General features: G+C 46.1%; 17 protein-coding genes. 2 read left to right on the top strand and 15 right to left on the bottom strand.

The annotated features are described in order from the left end of the window. Window positions 1-76: 76 nt before the first annotated feature. The 14 genes from AC3EBE_RS07735 to AC3EBE_RS07670 all read right to left on the bottom strand — a co-directional run bounded on the left by AC3EBE_RS07735 (window position 77) and on the right by AC3EBE_RS07670 (window position 13,293). A complete protein-coding gene (locus AC3EBE_RS07735) occupies window positions 77-1,357 on the bottom strand; it encodes a TRAP transporter large permease (protein ID WP_488594437.1) in 1,281 nt (426 codons plus the stop codon). Next, on the bottom strand, window positions 1,354-1,872 hold the full coding sequence (locus AC3EBE_RS07730; protein WP_488594436.1) for a TRAP transporter small permease: 519 nt from the start codon (window positions 1,870-1,872) through the stop codon (window positions 1,354-1,356). Before AC3EBE_RS07730 ends, AC3EBE_RS07735 begins: the two co-directional genes overlap by 4 nt. A gap of 14 nt (window positions 1,873-1,886) precedes the next feature. Next, window positions 1,887-2,903, bottom strand: a complete 1,017-nt coding sequence (locus AC3EBE_RS07725; protein ID WP_488594435.1) for a TRAP transporter substrate-binding protein — start codon at window positions 2,901-2,903, stop codon at window positions 1,887-1,889. Window positions 2,904-3,089: 186 nt separating this feature from the next. After that, complete coding sequence (locus AC3EBE_RS07720; protein WP_488594434.1) at window positions 3,090-3,887, bottom strand: 2-keto-4-pentenoate hydratase; 798 nt, start codon at window positions 3,885-3,887, stop codon at window positions 3,090-3,092. Window positions 3,888-3,890: 3 nt separating this feature from the next. Further along, window positions 3,891-4,919, bottom strand: a complete 1,029-nt coding sequence (gene dmpG / locus AC3EBE_RS07715; RefSeq protein ID WP_488594433.1) for a 4-hydroxy-2-oxovalerate aldolase — start codon at window positions 4,917-4,919, stop codon at window positions 3,891-3,893. Between the two features lie 69 nt (window positions 4,920-4,988). Then, complete coding sequence (locus tag AC3EBE_RS07710; RefSeq protein ID WP_488594432.1) at window positions 4,989-5,876, bottom strand: acetaldehyde dehydrogenase (acetylating); 888 nt, start codon at window positions 5,874-5,876, stop codon at window positions 4,989-4,991. A gap of 12 nt (window positions 5,877-5,888) precedes the next feature. Beyond that, window positions 5,889-6,668, bottom strand: coding sequence for a 2-keto-4-pentenoate hydratase (locus AC3EBE_RS07705; RefSeq protein ID WP_488594431.1), 780 nt, complete (start codon window positions 6,666-6,668; stop codon window positions 5,889-5,891). A 433-nt stretch (window positions 6,669-7,101) separates the two neighbouring features. Continuing rightward, on the bottom strand, window positions 7,102-8,559 hold the full coding sequence (locus tag AC3EBE_RS07700) for an aldehyde dehydrogenase (RefSeq protein WP_488594430.1): 1,458 nt from the start codon (window positions 8,557-8,559) through the stop codon (window positions 7,102-7,104). After that, window positions 8,556-9,035 carry a RidA family protein gene (locus tag AC3EBE_RS07695; protein ID WP_488594429.1) on the bottom strand — a complete coding sequence of 160 codons (480 nt, stop codon included), beginning with the start codon at window positions 9,033-9,035 and terminating at the stop codon, window positions 8,556-8,558. The genes AC3EBE_RS07700 and AC3EBE_RS07695 overlap by 4 nt, the downstream gene beginning before the upstream one ends. A 4-nt stretch (window positions 9,036-9,039) precedes the next feature. Next, window positions 9,040-10,050, bottom strand: a complete 1,011-nt coding sequence (locus tag AC3EBE_RS07690) for an amidohydrolase family protein (protein WP_488594428.1) — start codon at window positions 10,048-10,050, stop codon at window positions 9,040-9,042. Further along, window positions 10,035-10,580: a 3-hydroxyanthranilate 3,4-dioxygenase gene (locus tag AC3EBE_RS07685; RefSeq protein ID WP_488594427.1), complete on the bottom strand. Its 546-nt coding sequence runs from the start codon at window positions 10,578-10,580 to the stop codon at window positions 10,035-10,037. The genes AC3EBE_RS07690 and AC3EBE_RS07685 overlap by 16 nt, the downstream gene beginning before the upstream one ends. A gap of 84 nt (window positions 10,581-10,664) precedes the next feature. Further along, window positions 10,665-11,222, bottom strand: coding sequence for an NADPH-dependent FMN reductase (locus tag AC3EBE_RS07680; RefSeq protein ID WP_488594426.1), 558 nt, complete (start codon window positions 11,220-11,222; stop codon window positions 10,665-10,667). 29 nt (window positions 11,223-11,251) lie between these two features. Beyond that, a complete protein-coding gene (locus tag AC3EBE_RS07675; protein WP_488594425.1) occupies window positions 11,252-11,788 on the bottom strand; it encodes an FAD synthetase in 537 nt (178 codons plus the stop codon). A gap of 23 nt (window positions 11,789-11,811) precedes the next feature. Further along, the gene (locus AC3EBE_RS07670; protein WP_488594424.1) at window positions 11,812-13,293 is read right to left on the bottom strand and encodes a 4-hydroxyphenylacetate 3-hydroxylase family protein; all 1,482 of its coding nucleotides are present in this window, start codon (window positions 13,291-13,293) and stop codon (window positions 11,812-11,814) included. 219 nt (window positions 13,294-13,512) lie between these two features. Here AC3EBE_RS07670 and AC3EBE_RS07665 point away from each other — a divergent pair, with 219 nt between their 5' ends. Continuing rightward, window positions 13,513-14,139, top strand: coding sequence for a Crp/Fnr family transcriptional regulator (locus tag AC3EBE_RS07665; RefSeq protein ID WP_488594423.1), 627 nt, complete (start codon window positions 13,513-13,515; stop codon window positions 14,137-14,139). Here AC3EBE_RS07665 and AC3EBE_RS07660 read toward each other — a convergent pair. Further along, window positions 14,136-14,759, bottom strand: coding sequence for a Crp/Fnr family transcriptional regulator (locus AC3EBE_RS07660; protein WP_488594422.1), 624 nt, complete (start codon window positions 14,757-14,759; stop codon window positions 14,136-14,138). The two genes, AC3EBE_RS07665 and AC3EBE_RS07660, sit on opposite strands and share 4 nt — an antisense overlap. A gap of 216 nt (window positions 14,760-14,975) precedes the next feature. On the opposite strand from AC3EBE_RS07660, the gene AC3EBE_RS07655 reads away from it, so the two are divergent. Then, window positions 14,976-15,698 (top strand): hypothetical protein, encoded by a 723-nt coding sequence (locus AC3EBE_RS07655; RefSeq protein WP_488594421.1) that lies wholly within the window; start codon window positions 14,976-14,978, stop codon window positions 15,696-15,698. The last annotated feature ends 257 nt before the right edge of the window (window positions 15,699-15,955 follow it).

Raw genomic sequence — 15,955 nt, 5'->3', positions numbered from 1 at the left:
ACCGCACTGGGGGTCAGACCCCCGCCGCTTCACCGCGTTGCTGTACCGGGGGTCTGACCCCCAGCGCTTTAAAGTGTTAAAACCCTAGTATTCTTGGTATGAATAGTGTTGTCTGCTCCCAGTAGGTGACGATGAAGAGCATGGCGATGCCGAGCAGCAGCATTGGCGCAACGGCTTTTACCAGCCTTTCGAATTTAACTTCTGCTATGGATGATACGATGAACAATCCTGTTCCTACTGGCGGGGTCAGCAATCCGATTGTGAGGTTGATGCAGATGATGACTCCGAAGTGGATCGGATCGATCTGAAAACCTGTCACCAATGGCATGAACACTGGCACTAGGATGATCAGGGCCGCAATTCCATCCAGCAATGTGCCAATAATTAATAGGAACACATTCACCAGAAGCAAGAACACAAAAGGATTATCGGATATAGACAGCATTGAATTCGCAATTAGCTGCGGAATCTGTTCAAACGCAATCAGCCAGCCAAACAGGTTTGCCATCGCAATCAAAAACGTCACTGTCGCTGTCCCAATTACGGTATTCACCAGGATTTTCCCCAGGCTCTTCCACTTAAGCTCCCTGTAGAAAAACATCCCAACAATAAAAGCAATAAAACTTGCAACCGCTGCAGATTCCGTCGCAGTGAACGCACCGCTCAGGATTCCAACCGTTATAACTAAAGGTACGAGCAACGCAGGCATTACCCTCAGGAAGGAAGCCCAAATCTCCTTGAAGCTTGCCCTTTCGCTGCGAGGAAAATTATGCTTATAGCCCAGGTAAGCAATCAACGCCACAAAACCAATACCAAAAATGGTCCCTGGAATAATTCCGGCCATAAAAAGTCCCCCAATTGAGGTACCGGAAAGAGTTCCGTAGATGATAAAAATCATGCTTGGCGGAATGATAGGCGCAACAATTGATGATGCAAGCGTCAATGCAGATGCAAACTCACGATTATATCCTTCCTTTTCCATCTCTGGCACCATCACCTTGCTCATCATTGCCGCCTGGGCATTTGCAGAACCCAGGATCGAGGCAAGGAACATATTCGCAATGACAGTTACATAAGCCAGCCCGCCGCGAACATGGCCGACAAGCATCCTGGCAAAGACAACAAGGCGATTTGTGATCCCGCCGCTGTTCATTAACTCTCCAGTAAGCATGAACAGCGGGATTGCTAGCAATCCAAAGTTCTCCATGCCCGAATAAAGTCTCTGTGGTGTTGAATCAAGCAGCATCGTGTTTCCCGTAACAAGGAAATAAACAATCGTCGTCATCCCAAGTACCAGGGATATCGGGATTCCCATTATTAAAAACAGCACAAAGGCTGCAATAACAAGCAGCATCATATCGCTTCACTCTCCTTTGCTTCCTCAGAAAGGCCTGAAGCGGCTGTTTCACTCTTCAAGATTTCAAATAGATTGCTTATCAGGTGAATCGTCGCAAACAGCAAGCCAATCGGTAAAATTGAATAAGGAATCCACATAGGAAGCAGGATGGCACTCGACCTCTGGATCGCAACTGTCGGTGAACTAATCCAAGTAAAACAGTAATATAGTAACAATCCCATAAAAAGCAGCATAAATACATGCGCCAAAATAGCAACAGCTTTAATAACACCCTTTGGAAGCAAATCAATCACAAGAGTCACCGATGCCTGGGTCTTATATTTCAAACCAAGGCTGCCTCCGATAAAGGTTATGTAAATTAACAGGAAGATGGAAACTTCCCCTGCCCAGAACAATGGCTCCTTAAAAACATAGCGGAACACCACGGCAGCTGTCACAATGACAGCCATTGCAAACATTAGGACAATAGCCAGTTTCTTTTCGAAACTGGCTACCAAATTGCTTAGGTAGGTCACGTAATTCCCTCCAGTTACTTGCGGAATGTGTCCATGAATTCCTTAATTAAAGGATCTGAAGAGCTATACTTCTCATCGAATTCCTTGATGTATGGCTCAAATAGCTTTTGGTCGATTTCATAAATTTTCATGCCATTATCGCTAAGCGTCTTTTTGAACTCTTCCTCTTGTGCAGCACGTGTTTTGGCTGAATAGTCAGCTGCTGCTTTGATGGATTCGTCAATGATCTTCTTATCAGCATCTGACATCTTGTCATACTTTGCTTTATTCATCATCGCGACAGCCGGCCATACCATATGGTTCGTGACCGCACCATACTTTGCAACTTCATAGTACTTGTTTGTGATTGTCGCATCCAGGTCCATGTCCATTCCGTCAATTACACCAGTCTGGATTGCAGCATAAACTTCTGGCAGCGGCAATGATTCCGGAGAAGCACCCATTGACTTGTAAAAATCCTGCAGCGGCGGGCTTGGTGTTACACGGAATTTTAGACCTTTCATATCCTCAGGTTTCTTGACTTCTTTGTCCTTGAAAAGCATGACGCGATTGCCGGCAAAAACATAATCCAGACCTTTGATGCCCTGGCTGTCCAAAGTACCGAGAATCTTTTTTGCCACTTCTGTATCACGTGCGGCATTTGTCTCTTCTAGATCCTTGAACGCATAAGGCGCAAACCATGCAGTGAATGCTGGTGCACGTGAGCTCATGTAGGCGGCTGTTATAAAGCCAAAATCAACAGATCCTGAAGAAATCTGCTGAACCATATCGGCCTCTGTACCGAGCTGGCTCGCCGGATAAATCTCCACCTGCATCCTGCCATCAGAACGCTTGTCTAGCTCCTCTTTGAATTTTTCAGCAGCTTTGTGCCACATATGATCCGTAGGGGTAATATGCGCCAGCTTGAAGGTATATTTCTCACCTGATCCTGCCGCCGGCTTCGCATCAGTTTTACCGCTGCTGCACGCAGCAGTGGATAACATAAGCACAAAGATTAATAAGGTCAGACTGATTTTCCGAAATCCTTTCATTTTCCGCACCCCTTTTATTTTTGTAAACGCTATCATTCTAGTGAATTATTTTTCCCAAGCTGTCTTTACTGTGATTATAGTCACTTTTTTCTCGTAAAAGTGTAAACCACTTAACATTTACACTGTAATTTTATCTTTATTTTCTGAATATTATAAAACCGAAAAGAAGGCACTTAGTCAAAAGAACTAAGTGCTAGATTTACATGTGAACGAAACATTTCCAAGCTCTGCGAATTGGACGATGACTGTGTCATCTGGTTCAAACGAGATTGCCTCGGAAATGGCACCGCTTAAGATTACATCACCTTTTTTAATCCCTTTCCCGGCTTCTCCAAGCTTATTGACAGCCCATGCAACAGAAGTTGCTGGATGGCCTAGCACTGCGGCACTTGAGCCAGTTTGGACTACCTGTCCGTTCTTCGACATCACCATCCCAAGCTGTCCAAGATCCAGTTCCTTTGGTGACATCCATTTGCTGCCAATCAGGAATTTGGAAGAGGAACAATTATCAGCAATGACATCGGCCAAAGTGAATTTAAAATTTAGGTATCGGCTGTCGATGATTTCAATCGCCGGCGCCACATACTTTGTCACCCTCAGAATATCTTCAGCTGTAACATTAGTACCCTGCAAGTCCTCAGCGATGAAGAAAGCAATCTCCGGCTCCGCTTTTGGATGGATGAAGTCCGAGAATTCCAGTGGCTCCCATTCCAGCGCGAGCATATCATGTGTCAAATAACCATAAATCGCTTCGTGCACACCCATCATTTCCTGCTTTGCTTTGCTCGTCAAACCCAGCTTCAGGCCAATTCTCCTGGCGCCATCCTGCTCACGTCTCTCAATCAATTTTTCCTGGATCGAATAGGCATCGGAAAAGCTCAGATCCGGATACCGGTCCGTCACCTTTACAACCTCGCGTCTTTCCTTTTCAGCAGAATACAAATAATCGACAATTTCCAGGTCGACTCCCTTAGTGATTGTCATTTCCTACACCTCCAGCTTTCGAGCTTTGGCTAGCTCAGCAGCTACATCGAGAATCATATCCTCCTGGCCGCCGACTGCTTTTCTTTTTCCAAGCTCAATCAAAATGTCCCTTGAGTCAATCCCGAATCTCTGGCCTGCACGTTCGGCATGCAACAAGAAGCTTGAGTATACTCCTGCATAACCTAAAACCAGGCTTCCCCTATTAATCTCTTGCGCCCTCGGCAGCATTGGTCCGACGACATTTTCAGCTGCATCCATCATTTTATAAATGTCGATTCCTAAATTGATGCCCATTCTGTCCAATACGGATAAAAGCACTTCTGTTTGGGCGTTACCCGCTCCGGCACCCAGACAGCGGATGCTGCCATCAATCCTGGTTGCTCCCTCCTCAATCGCCACAAGCGTATTTGCCACTGCGAGCGAGAGATTGTTATGCGCATGGAATCCAACCTCAATGGACAGCGACTCTCTTAGTGCAGAAATCCTTTCACGTACTTCTTCTGGTAAAAGCGCTCCCGCTGAATCGGTTACATACACGGCCTGCGCGCCATAGCTTTCCATCAATTTAGCCTGCTCCACCAGCTTCTCGACAGGAGCCATATGTGCCATCATCAGAAATCCCAATGATTCCATCCCCAGCTCCCTGGCCATGCTGATATGCTGCGCAGAAACGTCCGCTTCTGTCACATGAGTCGCGACTCGGACAAGTTCAGCACCCAGTGATCGGGCCTGTTTCAATTCATGGACCGTACCGATTCCAGGAATCAGAAGCACTGCGACTTTAGACTGCTTGCACTCATCTACCGCAGCTTCAATCAGCTTCATTTCATCCACCAGCGATTTACCATACTGCAGAGTGGAACCGCCCAAACCATCTCCATGGCTGACTTCAATATAATGCATTCCCGCAGATTCGAGTTCCCTAGTCACTCTGCGGACCTGTTCCTCAGAAAACTGATGCTGCATCACATGACTGCCATCACGCAGGCAAACCTCAGTCATTTTAATCGGCCTGTCACTTTTTCTCTTCAAAAAACTCACCCAGCCTTTCAGTAAAACACTTTTGGTAAACCTATTCTTAAAAAGATCGCTATTCAAGTATCAAACGCTTTTTACGTTTTGCTTTTCAAGCATATGGGCGGCAAAATCCTCTGCTACCCGCGTTGCGGCGGCCGTCATGATATCAAGGTTGCCGGCATACACAGGAAAATAATCGCCTGCGCCTTCGACCTCAAGGAATACCGTTACCTTGTTGCCATCAAACAGCGGTTCCTGCTTCAAACGGTAACCAGGCACATACTGCCCTACCGTTTCAACCATTTGCTGGATTGCTATAGTTATAGCCGCCTCGTCCATATGTTTTACTTCGCAGTAGATGGTGTCGCGCATCAGAATAGGAGGTTCAGCAGGATTAAGGATGATCAGCGCCTTGCCTTTATCAGCACCTCCAACCTCTTCGATGCCCCTGCGTGTTGTAATAGTGAATTCATCGATATTAGCGCGCGTTCCTGGGCCCGCGCTTTTGCTTGAAATAGTCGCAACTATCTCTGCGTAGCTGACATCGGCGGCAGTATTGATTGCATGAACGATCGGAATCGTCGCCTGCCCTCCGCAAGTAATCATATTTACATTCATTTCCTCAAGATAATTATCCGTTTTAACGGCCGGACTGACGAATGGGCCCCTTGCTGCAGGCGTCAGATCGATCGCCAGCTTCCCGAGGTCAGCCAGAATCTTGGCATGCCGGACATGCGTCTTGGCAGAAGTAGCATCAAAGACTATCTCTGCTATCTCAGGGTTATCCACTAGGTCCTGGATTCCATTGTCAAAGACTTGATAGCCGCGTTCCTTTGCACGCTTCAGCCCGTCTGATTCTGGGTCAATCCCTATCATTGCAGTCAACTCAATGACGTCGCTGCGTTCTAGCTTATACATAAGGTCCGTGCCGATATTTCCGGAACCGATAATCGCTGCTTTGATTTTTGCCAAAGCCTTCACCTCCTATTCAAATGTGACAGTAACCGAACCTACTGGACCAAATTTTGCAGTTATCGTGTCGCCCTTTTGAATTGCGACCGCTGCAGAAAGTGCCCCTGGCAGAACCAGTTCGCCTGCTTTCAGGCCGATTCCAAATTCATGCAATTTGTTCGCCAGCCAGGCAACTGCATGTGCCGGATGGCCAAGTGCTGCCGCACCAGATCCTGTAGCAACCATCTCGCCATTTTTGGATAAAATCATCCCCACGCTGCGCAGGTCAATTCCATCGATCTCAGTCATCTGCTCCCCGACGACTACCAATGCAGAAGAGCCATTGTCAGCCACCGTATCGACAAGGCCGATTTTCCAATCAGCAATACGGCTATCAATAATTTCCAGTGTCGGCACGGCATATTTGGTCGCCATTAACACATCAAGGAATGTCACATTCGGCCCTTGAAGATCTTCGCCAAGAATGAAGCCAATCTCAGCTTCAATCTTTGGACTCAGCAGATCGCTCACTTTTACCTTGCCGTTATACGGTATTTTCATATCATCCAGCAGGTGTCCATAATCAGGCTCATTCACACCAAGCATTTTTTGCATTGCCTGGCTGGTCAGCCCGACCTTTTTTCCAATGACAGTCCGGCCTTCAGACAGCTTTCGTTTAAGGACCTCCAGCTGTACATTGTAGGCATCAGTCACATTTAAATCTCTATATTGTGATGTTATTGGAGGCACTGCCTGCTTGCTGCGCTCCGCCTCCAATAAAGAATCCGCAATTTGCTCCACTACGCTGTTCATTGTGATGGTTTCCCTCCTTTTATGTAAAAAATAGTGTTTTTTAGCTGATCTTTTACTGGCAGAATGCTAGTTTATGTTGAAAACTAGCTGCTGCTGACGTTTTTCGCGTTGTAAATTTGGGTGTTTTAACTTGTTGTGAGTTTTTTGACTAGTAGAAGTCATTTTTTGACTAGTAGAATCGTTTTTTTAACTGGTAGGAATCATTTTTTCACCAGTAGCCATCATTTTTTGACTAGTAGGACTGATTTTTCCTTAATACACTTTAGTTATCAGCAAAAAATGAACAGTAAAAATGTTTTATCTCCGGTAACGAGCATTATATCTCCAGTAACCTTCAATATATCTACAGTACTGACCAATATATCTCCAGTAACAACCGATATATCTACATTAAGTCAAAATCCACTACCAGCTGCCCATACCAATCAAACACCTAAAGCTTCATCGTAATCGTCTTGGCCTCTGTATAGAATTCAAAGCTGAACCTGCCGCCCTCGCGTCCGATACCACTAGCTTTAGAGCCGCCAAACGGAGTGCGCAGGTCACGGAAATACCAGCAGTTGATCCATAATAAGCCGGAATTCACGCGGGCTGCGACGCGATGGGCGCGGCGGAGGTCGTTTGTCCAGACAACACCGGCAAGACCATACATAGAGTCATTCGCGATTCGGATGGCATCCTCTTCGGTTTTAAACGGAATGACAACAAGCACCGGTCCAAAAATCTCTTCCTGGGCAACGCGCATCTTGTTATCCACATCGTATAGAACAGTAGGCTCATAGAAATTGCCTTCACTTAGTTCGGGAACTCTTTTACCGCCAACTGCAAGCTTCGCTCCTTCAGCCAAACCAATTTGTACATACTCTTCGACTGTCTCCAGATGTCCTTTTGATACGAGTGCACCCATGTCAGTCGCCTCATCCAGCGGATTGCCCACCTTTATTTTCCGCGCGGCATCAACAAACTTCTCAAGGAAGACATCATAAATGCTTTCCTGAACAAGCAATCTAGAGCCAGCCAGGCAAATCTCGCCCTGGTTACGGAAAATCGCCTCAATCGAACCGGCAACTGCTTCATCCAAATCGGCATCTTCAAATACGATGTTCGCCGACTTTCCGCCAAGCTCTAGCGAAACGGGAATCAGCTGGGAAGCGGCGTTCTGCATCACCGTGCGGCCGGTCTTGCTGTCTCCAACAAAGGAGATGCGGCGCACTGATGGATTCCGGGTCATTTCCGTTCCGACAGAACCTCCTGGCCCGGTGATGATATTCAAGACGCCTGGCGGCAGCCCTGCTTCATTGGCAATCTCCCCAAGCATCACAGCACTAAGCGGTGTATAGGAAGCTGGTTTCACGACAACCGTATTGCCAGCAGCCATAGCCGCCGATGCTTTCCATGTCATCTGCATGAAAGGCAAATTCCAGGGAATGATCAAGCTAGTCACCCCAGCCGGAGCATACTTTGAATACGACATATACCTGGCCTGATCGTAGTGCTCATGATTAATATAATTAGCCATTTCCGCAAAAAAACGGAGGTTTGCAGCCGCGCGCGGGATATCAAATCCCCGGCTTTCCTTGATTGGCTTGCCAACATCAAGCGTCTCAACAAGCGCCAGCTCATCCACTTTTTCTAAAACAAGATCAGACATCCGGCATAAAATTTTCGAGCGTTCAGCAACCGGCATCTCGCTCCACACGCCACTTTCAAATGTGTGCTGTGCGACATCGATCGCGTGCTTCGCATCCTCCACACCCGCTTTCGCAACAACTGCAAGCTTCTTATTCGTCGCAGGATCGATGGTGTCAAAGCTTTCGCCTGACATTGCATCACAATATTCACCATTGATAAAAAGCTTTGCGTCCTTTACCTGGGGCTGCGTTGTATTCATGATAATCCGGCCTCCTCGTCTTCAACTTCCACTACCATCTCAACCTCAACTGCATTGTTCAGTGGCAGCTGGGCCATGCCAACAGCAGATCTTCCGTGCTTACCGCGCTCACCAAAGACCTGCACCAGCAAGTCAGAAGCGCCATTCATCACCTTCGGCTGGTCGGTAAAATCAGGCGTGCTGCTCACGAATCCAAGCACCTTGACAACTCGCTTAACTTTGCTTAATTCGCCTAGCTCCTGCTTTAATACTGTCAGCAAATTGAGCATGCATTGTCTGGCTGCGTCATACCCAACCTCAATCGACACATCTTCACCAAGCCGTCCGCGGTATTCATTCGTTCCCTGTCCTGATGTGAAAATAAGATTCCCGGTCCTTACACAGCTCACATAATTCCCTGCTGCAGGGCGAGGAGACGGCAACGACAAGCCTAATTCCGCCAGGCGTTCTTCAGGTGTCACCAAAGCCTTTTCCATACAATCAGCTCCCCACTTTTACAGGAATGTTCAAGAATTTCAATGCATTTTTACCGAGCATTGCCTCAGTTTGTTCCTTCGAAAGACCAAGTGTATCGTCAATGACCTTTCCAGGTGGAACCTCCCTTAAAAGGAATGGATAATCCGATCCCATGATAATCTGTTCATGCCCGAAATTTTGCAGCAGGTAATTCAGATTCACTGGCTCATTCACAAGCGAATCATAGTAAAATTGCTTCGCATAATGGCTTGGCGGCTTATCGAGCAGACGGAGGTGCGGCCATACCTTCCAGCCCTGGTCAAGACGAGGCAGCAGGTACGGAAGTGCGCCACCACCATGCGCCAGGCAAATCTTCAACTTTGGAAACTTATCCATGATGCCGCCAAGGATGAGGCTGGCACCGGCCAAAGCCGTTTCACTCGGCATCCCGACGGTGTACATCAAGTTATGGCGAGGCATGCGTTCCTTGCCAAGGGTTTCCCAAGGATGAATGAAAAGAGGAACTTCCCATTGTTCTGCCATTTCAAAGAACTCAATAAATTGCGGATCATCAAGATTCACGCCATTCACATTTGTGCCGATTTCAATACCGCTCAAGCGCAGCTCGTGTTTACAGCGATCCATTTCCCGGATTGCCACTTCAACATTTTGCAGCGGGACAGCACCGAGACCAATGAACTTCGTTGGAAATTGGTTGCAAAGATCGGCGATAAAATCGTTCTGAACACGCGCCAATATTTCCGCTTCCTCAGCTGGTGCCCAGTAAGAGAAGGTCACCGGAATCTGGGAAAGAACCTGCATATCGACTCCTTCCCGCTCCATATCCTTGATGCGTTTCTCAGCGCTCCACACCTGGTCCGTTACCTCTCGGAACACCTTGCCTGCCACCATGATGTTGGCTCCGCAGGCACATGTCCGTTCGAGTTTTGGCCACTTTTCACCAGTGAACCGCTTTGTCAGTTCCGTAAAATCCTCCGGAATTATATGCGTGTGGAAGTCTACTCGCATTGCCATTCACTCGCTTCTGGCGGCATTTGATATCCGCAGTTTTTGCACTTTCTTAGTTCTTCATTTCCATTGAAGCTGGCAATCGCTTCTTTCACCTGGACTTCGATATTCGTCAGCTGGATGGTTGCACGGTGCATTTCGTGGTCGCATTTGTCGCAGAACCATACGAAATCCTCAAGCTCTCCTTCCGCACGGTTCCGTTCAATCACCAGGCCGATCGTGTTTGGCACGCGGTGCGGTGAATGCGGAACGTTGGCAGGAAGGTGGAACATCTCCCCTTCTTTCACTTCAACTACTTCACGCTTGCCCTCAGCGTTGATCACTTCAACATAGCAGCTTCCCTGGATCTGGTAGAAAATCTCTTCAGAAGGATCAACGTGGAAATCACGCCTCTTATTCGGTCCGCCAAGCAGCATCACCATCAGCTCGGCATCCTTCCAGATTACCTTATTATTGACTGGCGGCTTGAGCTGGTCCCTGTTCTCCTCAATAAACTTCATAAGATTAATAGGAACAAATTGGCTTGTCGCTTTCATTTTTCATCGTCTCCCTTCATATTGTTTACATAATATAATTATAGTTAAGGGTAATCGGTAGACTCGAAAACCACTTTTGAAAAATCACTCCGTTACTTCTGCCCGGCTACCCTTCAGTGATTTCTGCATATGGACGACTTCCTCTGCTAAAAGAGAAATGCGCTGCAGTAAATCTTCACTGACAATCTCGTTTTCGCGATTGAAATGATCATAGTTTGCGTACACATAGCTAGGTGCTACAAACGCTCGGAAGTAGCCGGCAATTGGCTTCAGCTGGTTCTCAACCACCAGAAAATGCTGGTATGTCCCTCCATTTGCCACAAAGCCCATTACTTTGTTGCGGAAGCCATCGGGGTGGATCAAATCAAATAGATTCTTCAGCACACCCGGAATCGAAGCCTGAAAAATCGGTGTTCCAATGATATAGAAATCTGCATTGGTTACTTTTTCAATCACAGTTCTAGTATCCTCGTTATAAGTGGATGGGTCCCGGCCGTCGCAAAACTGGACCTCGTAATCCATCATGTCGAGCATTTCCACCTCGATTTCCGGGTATTTCTTTTTAACATCATCAAGCACTTTTCGGACTACAATACCTGTCTTTGCGCCGATAATCGTGCCTGAAATCCCTAACAGCTTCATTTTTCCCTGCCTCCTTTTCTTGCAAAGTATTATTCTCCTACAGGCCAGCCAAGCAGAGACTTCGATAGGCTGATTTCCCCTTCAGCTATCAGCTGCCGGATTCTGGTTGATGATATCGGACTCCCTTTCGGACAGCAGACTGGCTTTGTCACCCGGACCCTGAAGTTTTTTTCCAGCAGGTCGATATCCCCAATCCGGTCCTTCCCAAAGCGGAAATCTTCTCCGACCATGATTTCTACCGGATTAAGCCTGTTTAGTGTTTCGATGAACTCTAAAGGGCCAAGGCTTGCATATGCATTATTAAAACTAGCTACAACGGTATGCCTGACCCCGAGCTTTTCTATCTTAGAAAGCTTCTCGTGAACAGTGGTCAACATTCTGGCTCCCTGGAAATAGACGCGCGGAGGCGGATCGAATGTATACACTACACTTGGTACCTTAAGCTTTTTAGCTCTTTGTACCGCTTGCCTGATCACTGCCTGATGCCCCCTGTGGACTCCATCAAATGCACCAATAGCAACAATTGATTTTGGCAGTTCTAACGAAGTGTATACATGTGCTTCCATCTGTCTTTCCTCCTAAAACCCTGTTAGTTTGTAAGCGCTTCCTTATTTTCCAGCTCGGCACCCTTCAATGCCTCATCGACCATCGTGAGAGGCGTCTGGCGCTTATAATTATTGTAAAAAATCCCTCTCTTTCGGATTGGATCTCCGGTATAATAGCGTTCATACTGCAGCAAACGCTGGCCGAACGCTTCACCGCATAGATCCCATGCAAGCTTGAAGATGCCGACCCTGTCTAATGAAGAGACTCCTTCACGGCCAACATAATAATTATCAATTGAGTTCCTCAATTCTGGAGATTCGAAGTCAGCACCTGTTGGTGACATCAGCAGTCCGCCTGCACCGACAATCTGCATGACTTCAATCGCACGAGGATACATTTTCGGCAGCAAGCCGCGGATTGTTTCCAGTGCCACATAATCCGGCATCGCTTCTCCATGCTCCGTCATCGTATGCTCATACTCTGCAACCTTGAGCAAGGCCCTGATTGACTCCAGATTTTGTGCAAGCTCTCCTAAAATGTCCTGGACATTCAAATAGCCATCAACACCAATCGTATCTGCGACCTTCATTGCCACCTGTGTCGCGAATTCCAATTTTACAAGCCCGCGAACACCAGATTGGTGCGCCGGCTGCTGTCCTGCACCAGTCATCGGATACAGCCTGTTCGCTGCCTCGACATTGTTGTACAAGAATACACGGTCCCAAGGAACGACCACATCATCGAAAACAAGCAAGGCATCCATTTCCTCAAACCTTGAAGCAAGAGGATGATCAAAGAAGGAACGCCTTCCATCCTGCATCGGTTCACGGCAGATGATCCGGAGACCAGGCGTTTCAATCGGAATCACAAAGGCAAGGGCATATTTCTCATCGCCCGGCGCAAAGCCAGGGAATGAATAAATGATGACTTCATCCGTAATCGGGGCGAGCGTCGCAAGCATTTTCGCTCCCCTAACGACCAACCCATCTGGGGTTTCCTTCACCGCACCAAGGTGGGTAAACTCATCCTTTTGTTCATGTGACGTCTTGCTGCGGTCGTTTTGCGGATTGATGATCGCGTGAGTAAGAAAAATATCGTGGTCGCGAAGATATTTATAATAATTGCGGACATTTTCCGCCCAGTTTTTATTGTATTTTTCAAAGAACCAGGAATTGTAGTACATCGATGTGACAACGACGTTCAAGAAATCCGGTGTACGTCCCATCAATCCAAATGTTGCTCTTGCGTAGGCTTCGAACACATTTCGGCGCTTGACCAGATCTTCGTAACTCTTTGGAACAAGAAACGCATTGTTCACACGCTCGCCCGTTTCTTCGCAAACATGAGTGATTTTCTCCTGGAATTCCGGATCATGCTGCATATCATAGAGCTTTGCGATCTCGAGAATCGGCTGCCTGAATACCGGCTCCTCAAACAAATTCTCGACCTTCCTTCCAGAAAGCCACACTTCAGGTTTACGTGCTTTAACTGCTTCAATATATTGAGCTCCAGTCCTAATTCCCATATACACCCTCCTGAAAAATTAATTGAAAATTCATAAAGAATTGTAATACTAAATTTCATTCGTAACTGTAGCCTATTTAACGTTTTTTTCGATTTAGTTTTCACAAAAGTCTTAATTATCTAACTAATTGTAGAATTTTAGCCATATTTGCCCTATGATTATAGTAATTAATGATCATGCATCACTTCTTTTCAAAATTTGCTTTTGGGAGGTCGCGGTATGGTTACGGTTTATGAGGAAGTATTCCATTGGGAGGCCTATCTGAAATACGGGACTCGCCAATTTTTCAGGAAAAAGGAATGCATCTATAAGCAGGGAAATCAGGGAGAAGGTTTTTATTATCTTCATAAAGGACTAGTCAGGATTGTCACGGAAACAGCAACCGGCAAGGAGAACATGCTCAATATTGTAATTCCCAACCAGCTGCTCGGAGTGCAATGCCTTGATCAGAAAACTCATTTCACCACAGCAATCGCCGTCAAAGACTCCGTCGTTTATCACTTCTCAGCAGACGAATTCAGAAAACTGATGATCGCCCACCCAGAGCTCTTCAAGCTTTTCTCAAAAAGCGTCATCCACAAAATGAAAATCCTTTTAGATCGCATTAATTTGAATGCGCTTACATCCGAGCAAAAACTGGCTGTTTTGCTTCACAACATCTGCGATGAATTCAAAAATTATGAAATCCCGATCAGCCAGCAGGACCTCGCCTGCTGCACCGGCCTTACCAGAATCACAGTCTATAAAGTATTAAAACAATGGCAGGAAGCTGGCATTATTGATATTGAAAAACGAAAGTATTTCATCAAAAAACCAGGTCTCCTGAGAAACCTGGTTAGCTTTTAACTGGCATCGGGATTGCTTGCGATGGCCCTGATTTTTTCAAAATTCTTTATGACGATTTCACACTTTTGCAGCTCTATGTAGTCTTGCTGCTTCCACTTTTGAATGATCTTGTTCACTGTGATACGGGATGTGCCGATATATTTTGAAAAGGCCGTCTGGTTCATCGAGGCATTCCCGTTTTCCTGAACAAGCTTAAGCAAATAAAAAGCCATCTGCTGCTCGACCGGACTATCGAGATGGGCAATGATTTCAGCTAATGTCCGGAATTTATAGATCAGCGAGTCGGTATAGATCCCTGCTGCTTCAGGGTGTTCGCGGCAAATCGCTGCGATAGCTTCATCTGAGAAATAATAGACCACTGACGGACATGTAGTCGTGCCGCTCGTCAAATAAGGCTCGCCATGGACGCCATGCTCCCCAAACAGCATCCCAGACGGGACAATATTAATGATCCGCTCATCCCCATGGTCAGAAAGCAGCGTAACCTTGATTTCACCCTCGGCCAAATAATAGATTCCCCTCCCAGGCTCACCCTGATGATAGACAACCTTATTCCGCTCAAACTCAAACAGCTGTCCATAAGACAGATATGGCTCCCAAGTATAGCGAAGATTTTGCATGAAATCACCTTCCTTTTCCGGTGAGTTTTCTAATAATTAAGATAATTATAGCATAAGAGGGAAAATGAAAGCATGCGTAATTTAAGGTAGAAAAAGCTGTGAATTTAAGAAGTTATAATCCATCCTTTATAGTGAGTCAATTTATATTTTTATGATGAAATCCTATGAAAAATGGGTAATCTGCTATTATGACTTTCTTTTAAAGGTGTGTTCAACATGAAAAACAAGTTATTTTCCGATATCGCTGTCCCTATTGAAGCTCCCTTCGGCTTTATGCCTGGCAAGGAGTCTGAACGGGATTTTACTTTTGACAGAGAAGACCGATTTAAGGATTACTTGCTTGAGAAAAATGGGAAATCATACGATTTAAGCCTGGATGATCAGGGGCAATGGTACTTATTCACTTCATTTGAGTGTGATTGTCTGGATGAGTTGAAGCTTTCGAGGCAGATTTTCAGGCCTCCCTATTTAGAAGAGGAAAAGCTGGAGCTGGTTGATTTGCTTCAGGAATTAGAACTGACTGCACTTTATGAAGGGCATGACAAAGCTTACGGCCATGTATTATCACTCGTAAAGGATTTGGAATCAGTGCCTCCATCAAACCAAGCCCGGCTTGCCAATTATGATGGCAGTGACGATCCCACTATAATAAAAAAAATCCACTTCATAGAAAATGAGTTCAAGGATGAAAGAACAAGATTCATCTCGGGCTTCGAGACACGTTCCTTTGCTACAGTGACAGAGAATGAATTTTACGCTAAGGAGATACATCTCCCAGGCAATGCACGTAGCTATCTGAAGCTGTTTGTTTATTTTTCAAGGTATGGAATCACGCCATCACAGCAAATGATGCCAAGGTTCCTGGCCAATCTCTGGGCATCTACCCAAAGCTTGAACACTGAGGCAAATCCGGCGCTGTTTAAAACAGAGTCGATTTAATAAAGCAAAATGGTTAATTCCCTAATTGGAGGATTCCAGTAGAACGCGAAGTATTTGGATGATTCTTTGTCTACTAATTGAAATATAAGACATTCAACGTTCGGTTTACACCATTACAGTCTTTGCATGCATCTATAGGACATTCGTGTGACAATTCACGGATTAAATGTCTTATACAGACGGCCTATAGGACATTCAAGTAACAATTCACGGATTGAATGTCTTATACAGGCAGCCTATAGGACATTCAAGTAATA

This window comes from Mesobacillus sp. (genome assembly GCF_057785455.1).
This window is presented reverse-complemented; position numbering and strand designations above follow the sequence as displayed.

What these genes read in the sequence shown, in the direction of transcription:
- AC3EBE_RS07735 (WP_488594437.1), bottom strand. Translation starts at nt 1,357, where the DNA reads ATGATGCTGCTTGTTATTGCAGCCTTTGTGCTGTTTTTAATAATGGGA.
- AC3EBE_RS07725 (WP_488594435.1), bottom strand. Translation starts at nt 2,903, where the DNA reads ATGAAAGGATTTCGGAAAATCAGTCTGACCTTATTAATCTTTGTGCTT.
- AC3EBE_RS07720 (WP_488594434.1), bottom strand. Translation starts at nt 3,887, where the DNA reads ATGACAATCACTAAGGGAGTCGACCTGGAAATTGTCGATTATTTGTAT.
- AC3EBE_RS07705 (WP_488594431.1), bottom strand. Translation starts at nt 6,668, where the DNA reads ATGAACAGCGTAGTGGAGCAAATTGCGGATTCTTTATTGGAGGCGGAG.
- AC3EBE_RS07700 (WP_488594430.1), bottom strand. Translation starts at nt 8,559, where the DNA reads ATGAATACAACGCAGCCCCAGGTAAAGGACGCAAAGCTTTTTATCAAT.
- AC3EBE_RS07695 (WP_488594429.1), bottom strand. Translation starts at nt 9,035, where the DNA reads ATGGAAAAGGCTTTGGTGACACCTGAAGAACGCCTGGCGGAATTAGGC.
- AC3EBE_RS07690 (WP_488594428.1), bottom strand. Translation starts at nt 10,050, where the DNA reads ATGGCAATGCGAGTAGACTTCCACACGCATATAATTCCGGAGGATTTT.
- AC3EBE_RS07685 (WP_488594427.1), bottom strand. Translation starts at nt 10,580, where the DNA reads ATGAAAGCGACAAGCCAATTTGTTCCTATTAATCTTATGAAGTTTATT.
- AC3EBE_RS07680 (WP_488594426.1), bottom strand. Translation starts at nt 11,222, where the DNA reads ATGAAGCTGTTAGGGATTTCAGGCACGATTATCGGCGCAAAGACAGGT.
- AC3EBE_RS07675 (WP_488594425.1), bottom strand. Translation starts at nt 11,788, where the DNA reads ATGGAAGCACATGTATACACTTCGTTAGAACTGCCAAAATCAATTGTT.
- AC3EBE_RS07670 (WP_488594424.1), bottom strand. Translation starts at nt 13,293, where the DNA reads ATGGGAATTAGGACTGGAGCTCAATATATTGAAGCAGTTAAAGCACGT.
- AC3EBE_RS07665 (WP_488594423.1), top strand. Translation starts at nt 13,513, where the DNA reads ATGGTTACGGTTTATGAGGAAGTATTCCATTGGGAGGCCTATCTGAAA.
- AC3EBE_RS07660 (WP_488594422.1), bottom strand. Translation starts at nt 14,759, where the DNA reads ATGCAAAATCTTCGCTATACTTGGGAGCCATATCTGTCTTATGGACAG.
- AC3EBE_RS07655 (WP_488594421.1), top strand. Translation starts at nt 14,976, where the DNA reads ATGAAAAACAAGTTATTTTCCGATATCGCTGTCCCTATTGAAGCTCCC.